Consider the following 15,446-nt stretch of genomic DNA (forward strand, 5'->3'; position numbering starts at 1 on the left):
ATTTTAAGATTTGGTCGACTGAGGCAGCTCCGCGACCAAACGGAGTGAAACCGAAAGTTCGTCAAGCTGAAAATGCGGTCTCAAAAACGATACTGCGCGATACACACCAGGACGACCAGGTACTTCAGCTACCTGAACCGATGCTTCCCGCAATGGAAACTGCGCTTTGGCTTCCTGGCTGGCATTGTCATCCAGCAGTACATATTGCATTAGCCAGCGATTAAGGAAATCTTCCACATTGGATGCAGCAGCAAAACTACCAATTTTGTCGCGCATCATCGCCTTCATGTAATGCGCGATTCGAGAAACGGTGAAGATATATTGCAATTGTGCTGACAGCACCGCATTCGCATTGGCAGAATCTGTATTGTATTTTTTAGATTTTTGAGCAGATTGCGCACCAAAAAATGCTGCATAATCGGTATTTTTACAGTGAACCAATGAAATAAATCCGAGGTCACTCAGTTCTTTTTCACGTCTGTCAGTAATCGCAATTTCGGTTGGACATTTCAGTGCAATTTCACCTTCATCCGTTTTGAATGTATGCGTAGGCAAATCTTCAACCAAGCCGCCACCCTCGACACCACGGATTGCAGCACACCAGCCGAAGTCCTCAAAAGCCTTGGTCAATTTGGCACCAAACGCATAAGTCGCGTTACACCACAAATATTTGCTGTGGTCAGTTCCATCAACGTCTTCAACGAAATTGAAGCCTTCAACCGTTGCCCCATCTTTAGGATTAAATGGCAAGCGACCGAGGAAACGTGGCAAGGTCAAACCCACATAACGCGCGTCTTCAGACTCTCTGAAAGATTTCCATTTAGCATATTCCACGGTATCAAAAACTTTGGACAAATCGCGTGGACGACCTAAGTCAGCGTATGTTTCCAATCCAAATAACTCAGGCGAAGCCGCAGATATGAATGGTGCATGTGCAGCTGCTGCAATATGCGACATCTGCTCAACAAAATACATGTCTTCTGGTTGGCGTGAAATTTCAAAATCGCCTAACAAGGTTGCAAATGGCGCGCCACCAAAGGTGCCAAATTCTTCCTCATAAACCTTTTTGAACATCGCACTTTGATCAAAGTCGAGCGCAGATTGAAAATCCTTGACCAGTTCTTTTTTCGTTGCATTTAACACTTTTATTTTTAGATTGCTGCTGGTTGATGTATTACGGATCAGGTAATTCAAGCCAGTCCAGCTAGATTCCAGCCGTTGAAACTCAGGTGCATGCATAATGGCACTCACCTGCGCTGAAATCAGCTGATCCAGTTCAGCCACACGCGCATCAAGCGTAGCAGTCAGATTTGCAGACATTACCACCGTGCCTTGCATGACCTGATTCACCAATTCAGAAATCAAATCCTTCGCTCGCGCATGCTCTGTCGAGGATTTAGCGACTTTACTGTTTTCAATAATCTGGTCTAACAGACTGGGTTCTGCAAACTCAGCGGCAGCGACGCCTTGAGCAGCTTCATTAAATTGAGCTGACATCATTGCTCTCCTTGGTTATGTGTCAATTCGCCAAGCGCATTGAGTTTTTCGGTGTTGTTGAGCACATCATTCAATATGTCTTCCAGCTTGTCATTGCCAGCCAACTTATTACGTAAGTCAGCAAGACGAGTGCGCGCTTCGAGTAATTGCTTGAGTGGTTCAACCTGCTGCACAACTGCTTCTGGACGGAAATCACTCATAGACTTGAATTTCATGTCTACAGCAAATTCACCACCCTGCGCACTCAGTTCATTAGCCACACGGAATACAGCTCTAGGCTCAATCGCTGCCAGCATTTCATCAAAATTATCATTATCAACACTGACGAATTTACGATCTTTCAATCGCTTCTTGTCGACTTCAGAAGCACCACTAAAATCACCGATTACGCCAGCAACAAAAGGTAATTCCTTTTGCTCAATAGCATCGCCAATTTCAACGTCATAAGTCATTTGCACACGAGGTGGACGCACTTTTTGCAGACGTTTTTGCACGCTGTCTTTTGCCATAATGTTTCTCCCTGATTATTTTTAATTACTGACTGAGGTCAATATTGATAAATACTAAATATTTATTTCAATGCACCGAATGGATTACCTGAATTGCTGGCAGGTGGTGGTGAAGATGGCGTTACGCCATGAGCAGGTGCAGCAGTCGAATTAACGGCTGACTTTGTATGATGAACCGATTTTTTATGTGACTTAGCTATGAGTGCGGACTCGCCTAAATTTTCACGTAAAATTTTAGCCAAATCTTGTGCTTCCGTACGCAATGATCCTGAGATCTCATTCTGTGTACGCAAATCAGCCAAAGTTTTCGTTGATAAACGCAGACCACTTACAACGATAATGCTTTTGGCAACTTGATCCTTCGCATCGCGCTTCAACACTTCTAACGAGTTAACAATCGCCTCCCCATAATTAGCAACATCAAATTGCGCTTGCGCCATTCTTAGCCATGGCGCTTTATCCATAGGACTGCTAACTGTTGCCTCTTTAAGAATTGCATAGGCTTTTTCTGGTTGATTAGATTTAAAAGCAATATCCGCTTTTGCAACTGCTGCATTAACCGTTGCATTATCACTAAACTTAATCGCAGGAATTTGATTTGTTTTGGCTGCTACCGTTTCCGCAGCTACATCTTTGGCGCTTTTACTTACTGTTGTTGTCTGTATACCACTAGCAGAATTTGATACATCCTGGTTATTAACTCCTGCACAACCACTCAACAATGCCACAACTAGAAAACCAGATTTCTTTAAATTACTTATCATCACCACTCCATCCCACAAGCTTAGTAAAGCCACTGTTATTGATTTATACAACCATATGAAAAAATTGAATTTATTCGCACATCACGATTAATCGACAGCAAAAATTCGCGCTATTTTTTATACTTAAAACTCAATAAAATTTGTCATCCCTTTTTAATAATGCATCAACTCAAAATTAAAAACAATCAAAAACAAGAAAATAATTTGGAAATTACAGGAAGATAAATAATAGATTTGCACCTACAGCACTAAAGATATAATATACGCACTAAATAAAAAATATAACAAAAATAAACACCAAAACTTACCGCGACATCAATCAATATATGGCCTTTACTAATAAAATAATCAGTATTCGTGCTGCATTGTCACTAATACTCATAACGACACTTTCTGGGTGCGCTGCTGCGGGGGCGGTTTCTGCAGTTGCTCAAATAGCAAGCCTGGCAATGAACTCAACTGGCCTAAACAAACCGATCGACCCTAACGCGACAAATAACATTCCATTAAAAATATTAGCCAGCAATGCTTTAAACAGTGACAACCAAAAGCATCCTTTTTCCGTTGTAGTGCGTATTTACCAACTAAAACAAAGCAGCGCATTTCAACAAGCCTTTTATGATGTATTTTTAGATCCCCAAAAAGAGAAAGATGCATTAGCTGGAGACGTAATCGCAGTTAAAGAAATCACACTTATTCCAGGTCAAACCTACATTAACACTGAGAAAATTTCTGTTACTGCCGACTATGTTGGTGTGGTTGCGCTCTATCAAGCGCCTGCCTCTGGTAGATGGAAACTGACCTTTCCCACCAAAGACATCAAGGACAAGGGATTAGTACTAGGCCTTAATGACTGCTCTATCACAGTCACTGCGGGCAACTCGCTTGAATACACGGACAACAAACAAAGCCTGATAAAAACACCGGCACAATGTAGCTAACTTCAATCAAAATTAAATAATTACAGAAAAAATTACCGACATGAACGAAACAACTAAAGTTTTATGGGGTGAAGGTTTGTTTCTCAGACCACAACATTTCCAGCAACAAGACCGCTATCACGAATCCCGTTTACAAACGGCAACAGCATCGCTGCACCCATATGCATGGGGCGTCACCAGGGTGCAAGTTGATCGGGGTGCGCTTGCCAATGACTTATTACGATTGCAGGAATTGGTTGCGATATTTCCTGATGGTGAACAATATTCAGCTCCCTCCAGTGATGATTTGCCCGAGGCTATTTCGCTAGGCGACATACCCTTGTCACAACAAACCATCACCTACTTTGCCGCATTGCCGCTGCTTAAAGAATATGGCGGTAATTTCAATGCTATGGAGCAATCATCCTCCGCAGCACGCTATATGCAACGCAATATGGAAACCCCGGATTTATTCACTCAAGGTGCTCAAGCTGAACTCAGCTACCTGACCAAATCTGTACGACTTGTTTCAGAATTAGAGCCGCGAGATTCTTTAGTAAGCTTCCCACTATTGCGTTTAAGACGTGCCAGCAGTGGAGGATTTGAGCTGGATCCTAACTTTATTCCACCCTGCATCACCATTCGTAGCGCACCGTTGTTAGTTCAACTGCTGCGCCATCTGATGGATGCGCTACAAGCTAAAATTAATGCGCTATACGGCCACCACCGCGAACCCAGCAAAAACGTCATAGAATTTCGCTCTGGCGACATTGCATCATTCTGGTTATTGCATACCGCCAGTGCTGGCTATGCCTCACTCACACACTATCTGAACAATCCTCAATTACCACCTGAGCGCTTATATGAACAACTATTAGGATTGGCTGGTGGCCTGATGACATTTTCAAAAAACCAGACATTAAACGATCTTCCTGCCTATCAGCATCTTGATACGGGGGGATGCTTTTTCAAACTCAACAGCATCATTCGTGAGTTACTGAACACTGTTATTTCCACTCGCCATTTCGCAATCGCTTTGTCTGAAGCGCGCCCATCCTATCACCAGGGCATACTTGATTCTGGCAAAATTGACGACCGGACTGCTTTCTATCTGGCTGTTTCGGCCAGCGTTCCTGCTACAGAACTGGTCGATACCACGCCACTACGATTTAAGCTGGGGGCGCCGGATGACGTAGATAAACTGGTCTTGTCAGCCATGCCTGGCGTTAAATTGGTCCACGCACCACAGGTTCCTGCTGCCATACCTGTGCGGCCAGATACTTATTACTTTGCGCTGGATAATAAATCGCCGTTGTATGCGCGCATGTTACAAGCGCAAGCCATTTCAATTTACACCCCGTCTGGCATACCAGAACTTCATCTTGAACTCTTTGCGGTGACAGCATAATGAACACAGCACCTTCATTACTAGACAACAACGTACCCCTCACTGGATCCCCATTGGGCAACGAGCCTGCCATGAATTCGGCGCATAGCTTAATGGATTTGATGTACGACGGCTTTTATGCCTTATTCCTGTTAAAAAATGGCAATGCACCCAAAGATGAAGCCAGTTTTGCTAGGAAATTACAGCAATTTCTCAGCACCGTAGATGTCAATGCAAAAAAATTACACATCTCCGCCGAAGACATCCACATGGCGAAGTATGCATTTTGTGCAGCTGTAGACGAAACTGTTTTAAAAGGCAATTTTCCCATCAGCGAATCATGGTCTCGGCACCCCTTACAGTTAGTGCTGTTTGGCGATCAATTGGCAGGTGAACACTTTTTCATGCGACTTGAAGAGTTACGCAGCAAAGGCACACCGCATGTGCAAGCGCTGGAAGTATTCCACATGTGTTTACTGCTGGGATTTCAAGGAAAATATTTGCTGGAATCCCCTGAAAAACTGCATTATCTGACAGCACGATTAGGTGAAGAAATAGCCAACATCAAAGGCAAGCCAGCTGTATTTTCACCGCATTGGGACAGGCCAGATCAAGTGATTAACAAGCTGCGTACCGAGACACCACTATGGGTTATGGCTGCCATTTTCGCTGGTGTTGCAATGGCTATATTTGTTGGTATCAACCAGATGCTTACTCATCACACGCTTACCGCAATTGCAGGGTATAACGACATTATCCAGATGGCGCCCCATCCAGCCACACTGATACTGACCCTACCTTAAGCTGACTTAGTACACGCGATTATGTCCACTATGCCCATCCTCAGCCCTGCCCTGGCTGATTTAATTGCGCAACTAGGTACTGGTTTATCCCAAAATGCGCGTCTGCTAACACTCACCCCATCACTGCCAAGTGAGCGCCCAGATAACTTTGTGGTCGAACGCATGTCCGGGTTTGAGTCAGTCAACGCAGCTTTTCAACTTACGGTTGATGTATTGAGTGTATCCACACAACTCGCTATGGATACCGTGCTTGGCGCCCCTTTGACTTTGCGCCTGTTGCAGGCAGATGGCAGTTATCGAGCATGGCATGGCTATGTTACGCAGGCAGATTGGCTAGGATCAGATGGTGGCGTTGCTCGCTATCGTTTGCAACTGGAAAGCTTTCTGGCATTTCTTGCTATGCGCGAAGACAGCTATATTTTTCAGGATAAGGATGTGCTCGGCATAGTCACCGAGCTGCTTGCTGAGTATCCTCAGGCTCACGTACGCTTCGACGTCACCCAGCCCCTGCCCATACGCGCCATCAGCACACAATATCGCGAAACTGACTGGGATTTCCTGCAGCGCATCCTGGCACAGGATGGCTTGAATTATCGTATCGAACATGATCAATCTGCGGCGTCTTCGAGCAGTGATGCAAGTCTGCAGGCGTTACATACGCTAGTGATTTTTGATGGACAAGCCACCGTGGCAGATATGCCAGGTGGACGAGCATTACGCTTTGCGGGAGTGCGTGCCAGTGACAGCACCGATGCCATAGATGGTTTTGCGTCATTAAGCCAGATACGTCCAACTCAGGTAGCCACCAGTAGCTGGTTGCCCAGTACGGTAGTCGCCCCTGCAGGTGAGGCCAGTCGGGATAGTTCATCCGCCCTGCCCAGTCTGGCGCAGTATGTAGATATGGGAGAGCAGCATTTTGCTGATACATCCCATGCTGCCACTTGGGCTGATCAGCAGTTACTGGCGTTGGCGTTTGATGCCTCACTGGTATCAGGTCAGGGTGCAGTACGCAGTCTGGCACCGGGCTTCGGTTTTGATTTGACCGGGCATGATGGTTTTGCCGCAGGTGCTAATCAATTTACGCTGGTGTCGGTGAGGCATGAGGCGGTGAACAATCTGGGGGCAGGTTTTCAGCGGGGTGTGGGATTAGCGGATGCGGAGGATGGTACTTATCGTAATCAGTTTACGGCTGCGCCTGCGACGACGATGTTAATGCCCAGTGCGTCCAGACGTTTACCCCGCCCTGCGGTGCTGGGTGCGCAGTCTGCATTGGTGGTAGGTTTACCCGATGCGGTAACCACCTCTACCCGAGATCATCAGTTGCGTATTCAGTTCCACTGGCAGCGCGGTGTGTTACCCAATATGGGTGGCTTGATGGATACGGGCAATTCGGTAGATACAACCGGGCATGCGCCAGGGAATGATCAGTCGGGTACGTGGGTGCGGGTGGCTGAGGTGTTGGCGGGTGAGAATTGGGGCAGTGTGTTTACGCCGCGTATCGGGTCTGAGGTGCTGGTGGATTTCATCGGTGGGGATATTGATAGGCCAGTGGTCACTGCCAGTCTGTATAACGGGGTGGATACGCCGCCGTTTGCAGCTGGGGTGGATGGTGGCCTGGATCATGCCGGAGTGGTGTCGGGTTGGCATAGTCAGAATTTCAGTGGAGATGGCTTTAATCAGTGGCTGGTAGATGATGCGGCGAGTGAGTTGCAGATGCAGTTGATGAGCAGTACGGCGAATTCAGCTTTGAATCTGGGCTGGCTACGCAGCCGGGTGCCAGCTTCTGCGCTGCGCGGTACGGCACGAGGATTGGGGTTGGAGGCGCGTACCGATGCGTGGGGGCAGTTGCGCGGTAATGCGGGGGCATGGCTGACGACGGCACAACGCAGTCAGTCGGGTGCGAGTGTGACGTCTACGCAGCTGGATGTGAGTGAGGCGGCTGATCAATTAGCGGCAGCGGCGAGTTTGAACCAGACGCTGCGTGATGCGGCAGTAGCGCAATCAGCTCAGGTGTCAGATGCGGCATTGAAGTCTGTGCCAGATTTGCAGTTGAAGTTGCAACCTAAGGCAGATACTGCTGCGGCCAAGGCACTGCGCTTTGATGCGGCCACCGTGGGGCTAGACAGTGATGCGAGTCTGAATGCAGCCACATCGCAGAGCATGCTGCTGTTTGCGCAAGGCAATCTGAGCTGGACTACACAAGGAGATAGCCACTGGGCGGCACAGCATACAGTGAGTGTGAATAGTGGGGATGCAACCACACTGTTTACGCATGACGGTGGCATGCATGTGATTGCGGCGAATGCGCCTGTTTCTCTGGCGGCGCATACGGATGCAATGGAGGTGTTTGCGGATCAGGCTATCAATGTGACCAGTACCAATAATGCAATTCTGGTAGAAGCGCAACAGAAGATCGTGCTGCAAGCTGGGCAGTCGGCCATTGTGCTGGAGGGTGGCAATATTACTTTTACCTGCCCGGGGACGTTCTCGGTTAAGGGGGTGGCGCATCAGTTCTCAGGTGGGGCTAGGGATGTGGCGAGTTTAGGAGCTTTGCCGAACGAATTTGCTCATATTTTCGATCAAAAACTTCGCCTTGTTTATCCCAATACAGAGATAGCAATTGCTAACCACCCATACAGAATTACAGCATCAACAGGAGAAATTATCGAAGGCACGACGGATGATGATGGTTATACCATTCGTATCTTAACAAAGGGCGAAGCCACGTTAGATATAGAAATCCTAGAAACGATGACCGAAAACACCATAGGAGATGTGAATGTCTAACCATAAAAAAACCATCGCCAAAACAAATGCAAAATCGGACAATACACAAGACTCACTACTAAAATGCGAAGTCAATCTGGAAACAGGTGAATGGATTAGCCCCGAGGGATGCAAAGTATTTTATATAAATGAGGATGCCAAGTTCCCTGATATTACATATGAGATTAAGACGGATAATCCTGGGCCGTATGAGTGGCAATGGAAAATAAATTGGGTGGTTCAGTCATGTCTAGCGCAAACAGGCAAAAAGCGAGGTAAGGTAACGCATCCAAAAACGTTTTCCGAACAAGGCAAATTCACATCCAATTCCAAGTCTTGGAAAGCTGATTTGGGTGCTGTTATTGGTGGCGACCTGACTGTCACAGTCAAAGTAGGAACTCAAAAATTTATCCGCAAAACTTTTATTCGAGGCAAAGAGCCTGGTTCGACAAAAGTTCATGCTTACCTAGACACATTCCCAATCAAGGAAGACGTTGAACTTGTTAAGAAAATTTTTAATCAGGAATCACATACCAAACACTTCTACTCAGATGAAATGCCACTTACCTCATTTGACAACGGATATGGACTTGGACAGCTGACCAATGAGCCACCTACCTATGAACAAATTTGGAGTTGGAAAAAACATATTGATGAGATATTAAAAAAAAGAATTCCAACTCATCGAAAAAGAGCCAAAGCATATTTAGATGTTCACAGAAACTATGACCAAGCAATGCTCAATCTTGAAACTCTTGCCAGCTATAACGGGCTCGCCCATCAGCAACGTTATTTTAATTGGGATGGCAAAAAGAACCAATGGATTGAAAACGAAAACGTAATTTGCGATAAAACTCAATCAAACAAAGGCTGGGATTTAGAAGAAAAAACCAATCAAGACAAAACATTGGAAGAGCTAAAAAAGGATGGACATCCCTTTTATACTGGAGTTTGCTATGCAGAACATATCAAAAACAATCAAGGCATTTAAGTTAATAGGGCTTTTACTATTAGGCGTAATGACTTCAACAATAGTACATGCGACACAAAATGAGATGTGTTTAGACAAAAAAAAACATGGCGTTTATCAAAATACACTTTCACGAACTGCTGGATGCATTAGCTTCCACTTTGACCATAAATCTAATGCAGTTTTACTCACTTCATCACAGCCACAGAATAATAAATATACCGTCATAAAAATATCACCTGAACGTTCTCCAGCATTAAATAATGAAGTAGAACATATGGGATTTTTTACACAAAAACCAATCCTCATTGGTAATACTGAATACATACCATTAATTTATTCAATGCGTACTCATTCAGGAAGTTTTAATGGCGAATGTGGCTCAGGCGTTGAAGATTACCTTGCTGTTATAAGCCTCACGAGTAAAGGTCATTTCAAAAAAGTGTTTTCACACCTTGTTTCTAGCTGTGCACAATCTCTTAGCTATGACGACAATGCAATACGTCAGCCAAATGGAGCTGTTTATGTCCAAGATGAATATATTTATTTTGATTGGTATATACATCCTGATTTTGAAAAAGCTCCCATCGGAAAAATCCATTTATCAGATGGTCAAATCGAATATGTCGACGGTATAAAAAATCAAGCGTTAAAAAACTAATACATTGTTCACAGCACCAAACTAGCCATCGGAGAAATCACATAATGTCTATATTAACTTGCCCCCACTGCCATACCAACCTCCCTCATAACGCTAACACATGCAGTGGATGCCAGGCAGAGGTGGAATATGGTGTCCCAAACTCTGCATTCATACTCTTGCTGATTGCAGCAATATTCACTGGCGTTGCCACTCGAAATATGTCGTTTGGTGGATGGGTGGCGTTAACTACTGTTCTGGTCGGCGGTAGTATTGTGCTGAATATGATATTTGCCAATCGGATTGTTTTTAAACGCTAATTTTATATTTTACCCAGCCACTAATTACAAAGTGCTACCACACGGAGGAAACATCTAATGTCTGATTTAATTTGCCCACACTGTCATACCGAAGTACCTCATGGCGCTACCGTTTGCCGTGGATGCCAAGCAGAAGTGGAATATGGTGTGCCAGGTGGCGTACTCATATTTTTGCTCATCGTTGCAATAATCGCTGGAATCGCTACTAGAAATATGATGTTAGGTGGATGGATTTTGTTCATAATAATTTTGATTGGTGGTGGAATCACTTTTAACAAACTATTTTCCAATCGAATTTCTTTTAAACGCCACTATCGTAGTTAATCCAGTCTGCCACCACATGTGAACAAGTCTGCAGGCGTTACATACGCTGGTCATTTTCGACGGACAGGCCACCGTGCCAGATATGCCAGGTGGACGGGCATTACGCTTTGCGGGAGTACGCGCCAGTGACAGCACCGATGCCATAGATGGTTTTGCGTCATTAAGCCAGATACGTCCAACTCAGGTAGCCACCAGTAGCTGGTTGCCCAGTACGGTAGTCGCCCCTGCAGGTGAGGCCAGTCGGGATAGTTCATCCGCCCTGCCCAGTCTGGCGCAGTATGTAGATATGGGAGAGCAGCATTTTGCTGATACATCCCATGCTGCCACTTGGGCTGATCAGCAGTTACTGGCGTTGGCGTTTGATGCCTCACTGGTATCAGGTCAGGGTGCAGTACGCAGTCTGGCACCGGGCTTCGGTTTTGATTTGACCGGGCATGATGGTTTTGCCGCAGGTGCTAATCAATTTACGCTGGTGTCGGTGAGGCATGAGGCGGTGAACAATCTGGGGGCAGGTTTTCAGCGGGGTGTGGGATTAGCGGATGCGGAGGATGGTACTTATCGTAATCAGTTTACGGCTGCGCCTGCGACGACGATGTTAATGCCCAGTGCGTCCAGACGTTTACCCCGCCCTGCGGTGCTGGGTGCGCAGTCTGCATTGGTGGTAGGTTTACCCGATGCGGTAACCACCTCTACCCGAGATCATCAGTTGCGTATTCAGTTCCACTGGCAGCGCGGTGTGTTACCCAATATGGGTGGCTTGATGGATACGGGCAATTCGGTAGATACAACCGGGCATGCGCCAGGGAATGATCAGTCGGGTACGTGGGTGCGGGTGGCTGAGGTGTTGGCGGGTGAGAATTGGGGCAGTGTGTTTACGCCGCGTATCGGGTCTGAGGTGCTGGTGGATTTCATCGGTGGGGATATTGATAGGCCAGTGGTCACTGCCAGTCTGTATAACGGGGTGGATACGCCGCCGTTTGCAGCTGGGGTGGATGGTGGCCTGGATCATGCCGGAGTGGTGTCGGGTTGGCATAGTCAGAATTTCAGTGGAGATGGCTTTAATCAGTGGCTGGTAGATGATGCGGCGAGTGAGTTGCAGATGCAGTTGATGAGCAGTACGGCGAATTCAGCTTTGAATCTGGGCTGGCTACGCAGCCGGGTGCCAGCTTCTGCGCTGCGCGGTACGGCACGAGGATTGGGGTTGGAGGCGCGTACCGATGCGTGGGGGCAGTTGCGCGGTAATGCGGGGGCATGGCTGACGACGGCACAACGCAGTCAGTCGGGTGCGAGTGTGACGTCTACGCAGCTGGATGTGAGTGAGGCGGCTGATCAATTAGCGGCAGCGGCGAGTTTGAACCAGACGCTGCGTGATGCGGCAGTAGCGCAATCAGCTCAGGTGTCAGATGCGGCATTGAAGTCTGTGCCAGATTTGCAGTTGAAGTTGCAACCCAAGGCGGATAGTGCTGCGGCCAAGGCTCTGCGCTTTGATGCGGCCACCGTGGGGCTGGACAGTGACGCCAGTCTGAATGCGGCTACACCGCAAAGTATGCTGCTGTTTGCGCAAGGCAATCTGAGCTGGACTACGCAAGGGGATAGCCATTTGGCTGCACAGCATACGGTGAGTGTGAATAGTGGGGATGCAACCACACTGTTTACGCATGACGGTGGCATGCATGTGATTGCGGCAAATGCACCTGTTTCTCTGGCTGCACATACGGATGCCATGGAGGTGTTTGCGGATCAGGCTATCAACGTGACGAGTACCAATAATGCGATTCTGGTGGAAGCGCAGCAGAAGATCGTGCTGCAGGCCGGGCAGTCTGCAATTGTGCTGGATGGCGGCAATATTACCTTTACCTGCCCGGGGACGTTCTCGGTTAAGGGGGTGGCGCATCAGTTCTCGGGTGGGGCTAGGGATGTGGCGAGTTTTATAAAACTGCCTGACACAAGAGCAAAACTGTTTGACGAACAATTGCGCGCAGTATCGACAACCAGCGGCGAGCCGTTAACGAACATGCCTTATAGAATTGAATCTGCTACAGGTGAAGTGTTTTCTGGAATAACGAATGAAGAAGGCAAAACAGAACGGGTAACCACTGCTGACCCAGAATCACTCAAGCTATTCTGGGAACAAACCGATGCAACACCTGAATTACAAAACGGCGAATGTGACGAGTGCTAATATGACCACAAAAAACAAAACCCCTGATTGCGTAGTAACCACCAATGATAAGCCGAATTCTTGCGTGGATGTGCCAACTCTCAAGAAAATTACCGTCACTTATGAAATACATCCGGCGGGCAAAATTACGCCTAAAGATAATCAGAAGTATGGGCCGTCAACAAAATTGAACAGCTTACCTTTTGCGGTTTGTGTGGACAGCAAAGTTCTAAGTATGTACCAAAGCAACCCTGATAAAGCAAGGGATGATAGCCCATTAATTAGACATGAAAAAGAGTCCATAAGAATTAACTCTGGGCAAAACACATCACTATATTTAGGCAGCGATGCCAGAGCAGGATATCGCAAATACCCCGTATATGAAGTAACCGCTGGTGACAACGACATTGTTGTCACCATCAATGAGAAATACGGCACACACCCGAATCCAGATACCGATAGCAAACCCGTATTTCAAAAGACGGAAAACGGTAAGGATTATTACACGGCCTCCCTCACTGGCGACATCTGGCTAAAAATCACACACAAATTCACATCTGAAGAAGTCGATACTTTGTTAGCATCAACATCGTTAAGTGCGCCAGCCAAACAGGCCGTCAGTAATATTTATGCGGGTAACTTTGATCCTGATACCAGTGGAAATGCAGCCGCGCTAACCATATCACTAACCCCGACATATCAATTAAAAATAATCTGGCTTTCAGAATCACTAACCAATGTTCGCCTCAATGTTAGCCAATACGATGCAAAGTCGGATATTTACACCCGCGTGCATCCGCATACATATGCGGCATTAATTCAGGCCGCAATTTCCACTGGTTTAACAGAAGTACAACTAACATCTGGTTGGCGTCCTATGCTGGGATCTGTATTACATCGGATTGGTTTGGGATTAGATGTAAAAGTGATTAAAAATAATGCAGAATCAATATCACTACATCGAAATCAGGCAGAATACGCCAACTATCAGCACTCAACGTTGGGGAACGAAGCCGAGAAAGAGATCGACAACTTCAGAGATGCGCTTTTAAAAGAGAAAGACCTTGTAAGACAGATTTTTGATCCATGGAAAATGGATATGAACACCTCGGATCAGAATGCCCCAACTTACAACCAGGGGATTTCAGCAAATGAAAAACTACATGAAACACATATGCATGTCACCGCAGTAGACGCCGGGTTAGGATTCACTGGCTCAACTCCAGCAACAACTAAATAGAAATTACGAAGGTTCTCATGATGCTCAATATTATTAAACGTTGCTTGGTAACGATGCTGTTATTGGGTGCTTACTCGCAAATTGTGTATGCCGATACACCTGCACAACAGAAAACAATTCAAGGCAATACTGAATGGCCATTTAGATATTTTGCTGAAGGTCATAATGGAATGCCCACGATGGCATGCGAAGGCGGAAATAAACTTATCTGCGACATTAAACCAAGCATTTATATCCAAGAAGCAGGTTCTGGTGAAGGCCTTACACCTTACGCTGCGTATGTATACTATTTTGATCATTTCGGAAATGTTCTTGATCCAGAAACAAAACAGCTAACCCAGTGGGGTGGCAAATACGAACCTGTGCCAAACCATGCACATTTATATAAAGTAAGCCTGTGGGAAAAAACTGATTCCAACCCTGATAACTTTCATTTGTTGGGCTATTACGATCCTATAAAAGATAGATTTTATGGCAAATTCAATGAAGCAGATGATGACAAACCCTACGTATATAACTTTGGTTCTTCTGAACGAAACGTAAGCACTAGATGTGCTCCAAAAAATGATTGTCGTAATTTAAACAATAAGGTAATAGACGTTACAGATTACGATAGCGATGATGCTCCGATGCCAGATCAATTCGTAGGTTATCGAAGATTCATAGACCCCATCAAACCAGTTATCGCTCTGAACGCTGACACATGGTATTGCTTTATAGATTGCCCAAATAATCAGCCCGCTGGGATATTGACGGACAAGTCGCTTATTCCACACCACAACTGGAAATAAATCAGAAATTTGTTGCACGCCATGAATGGCGGCATCCGAGCAATCATTGGGGTTAACTTCCATTTATACACAAAAATCCAAAGGAATCTCATCATGTCCGATCTAACCTGCCCACACTGTCATACCGAACTACCTCATAGTGCAAACACTTGCCATGGATGTCAGGCAGAGGTGGAATATGGTGTCCCAAGCAGTGCATTCATACTCTTGCTGATTACAGCAATATTCATTGGCGTTGCCACTCGAAACATGTCGCTTGGTGGATGGGTGGCGTTAACTGCTATTTTGGTTTGCGGTAGCGTTGCGCTGACTTCACTATTTGCCAATCGTATTGCTTTCAAACGCTAATACCAA

14 protein-coding genes are annotated in these 15,446 nt (G+C 46.2%); 11 read left to right on the forward strand and 3 right to left on the reverse strand.

Features of this window, described 5'->3' with window-relative positions:
* Positions 1–3 precede the first annotated feature (3 nt).
* The 3 genes from tssC to SFSGTM_RS12180 form a co-directional block, all read right to left on the reverse strand.
* A complete protein-coding gene (gene tssC / locus SFSGTM_RS12170; protein ID WP_232525974.1) occupies positions 4–1,500 on the reverse strand; it encodes a type VI secretion system contractile sheath large subunit in 1,497 nt (498 codons plus the stop codon).
* Positions 1,497–2,006 (reverse strand): type VI secretion system contractile sheath small subunit, encoded by a 510-nt coding sequence (tssB, locus tag SFSGTM_RS12175; protein WP_198420557.1) that lies wholly within the window; start codon positions 2,004–2,006, stop codon positions 1,497–1,499. Before tssB ends, tssC begins: the two co-directional genes overlap by 4 nt.
* Positions 2,007–2,068: 62 nt before the next feature.
* Positions 2,069–2,770, reverse strand: a complete 702-nt coding sequence (locus SFSGTM_RS12180; protein WP_162085393.1) for a tetratricopeptide repeat protein — start codon at positions 2,768–2,770, stop codon at positions 2,069–2,071.
* 326 nt (positions 2,771–3,096) lie between these two features.
* On the opposite strand from SFSGTM_RS12180, the gene tssJ reads away from it, so the two are divergent.
* The 11 genes from tssJ (at position 3,097) to SFSGTM_RS12235 (ending at position 15,440) form a co-directional block, all read left to right on the forward strand.
* Positions 3,097–3,711 carry a type VI secretion system lipoprotein TssJ gene (gene tssJ / locus SFSGTM_RS12185; protein ID WP_162085394.1) on the forward strand — a complete coding sequence of 205 codons (615 nt, stop codon included), beginning with the start codon at positions 3,097–3,099 and terminating at the stop codon, positions 3,709–3,711.
* A 40-nt stretch (positions 3,712–3,751) separates the two neighbouring features.
* Complete coding sequence (gene tssK / locus SFSGTM_RS12190; protein ID WP_162085395.1) at positions 3,752–5,098, forward strand: type VI secretion system baseplate subunit TssK; 1,347 nt, start codon at positions 3,752–3,754, stop codon at positions 5,096–5,098.
* Complete coding sequence (gene icmH, locus SFSGTM_RS12195; RefSeq protein ID WP_162085396.1) at positions 5,098–5,880, forward strand: type IVB secretion system protein IcmH/DotU; 783 nt, start codon at positions 5,098–5,100, stop codon at positions 5,878–5,880. Before tssK ends, icmH begins: the two co-directional genes overlap by 1 nt.
* Before the next feature lie 21 nt (positions 5,881–5,901).
* Positions 5,902–8,667 (forward strand): type VI secretion system Vgr family protein, encoded by a 2,766-nt coding sequence (locus tag SFSGTM_RS12200; protein ID WP_198420558.1) that lies wholly within the window; start codon positions 5,902–5,904, stop codon positions 8,665–8,667.
* Positions 8,660–9,637, forward strand: coding sequence for a hypothetical protein (locus SFSGTM_RS12205; protein WP_162085397.1), 978 nt, complete (start codon positions 8,660–8,662; stop codon positions 9,635–9,637). Before SFSGTM_RS12200 ends, SFSGTM_RS12205 begins: the two co-directional genes overlap by 8 nt.
* Positions 9,603–10,277: a hypothetical protein gene (locus SFSGTM_RS12210; protein ID WP_162085398.1), complete on the forward strand. Its 675-nt coding sequence runs from the start codon at positions 9,603–9,605 to the stop codon at positions 10,275–10,277. Before SFSGTM_RS12205 ends, SFSGTM_RS12210 begins: the two co-directional genes overlap by 35 nt.
* A 356-nt stretch (positions 10,278–10,633) precedes the next feature.
* Positions 10,634–10,900 (forward strand): hypothetical protein, encoded by a 267-nt coding sequence (locus SFSGTM_RS12215; RefSeq protein ID WP_162085399.1) that lies wholly within the window; start codon positions 10,634–10,636, stop codon positions 10,898–10,900.
* 52 nt (positions 10,901–10,952) lie between these two features.
* Positions 10,953–13,082, forward strand: a complete 2,130-nt coding sequence (locus tag SFSGTM_RS12220; RefSeq protein WP_269780108.1) for a DUF2345 domain-containing protein — start codon at positions 10,953–10,955, stop codon at positions 13,080–13,082.
* Complete coding sequence (locus SFSGTM_RS12225; RefSeq protein WP_162083358.1) at positions 13,039–14,301, forward strand: hypothetical protein; 1,263 nt, start codon at positions 13,039–13,041, stop codon at positions 14,299–14,301. Before SFSGTM_RS12220 ends, SFSGTM_RS12225 begins: the two co-directional genes overlap by 44 nt.
* Positions 14,302–14,318: 17 nt before the next feature.
* Positions 14,319–15,092, forward strand: coding sequence for a hypothetical protein (locus tag SFSGTM_RS12230; protein ID WP_162085401.1), 774 nt, complete (start codon positions 14,319–14,321; stop codon positions 15,090–15,092).
* 93 nt (positions 15,093–15,185) lie between these two features.
* A complete protein-coding gene (locus SFSGTM_RS12235; RefSeq protein WP_162085402.1) occupies positions 15,186–15,440 on the forward strand; it encodes a hypothetical protein in 255 nt (84 codons plus the stop codon).
* Positions 15,441–15,446: the final 6 nt, after the last annotated feature.

The sequence above is a fragment of the Sulfuriferula nivalis genome, from assembly GCF_009937995.1.
Taxonomy (GTDB): Bacteria; Pseudomonadota; Gammaproteobacteria; order Burkholderiales; family Sulfuriferulaceae; genus Sulfuriferula; species Sulfuriferula nivalis.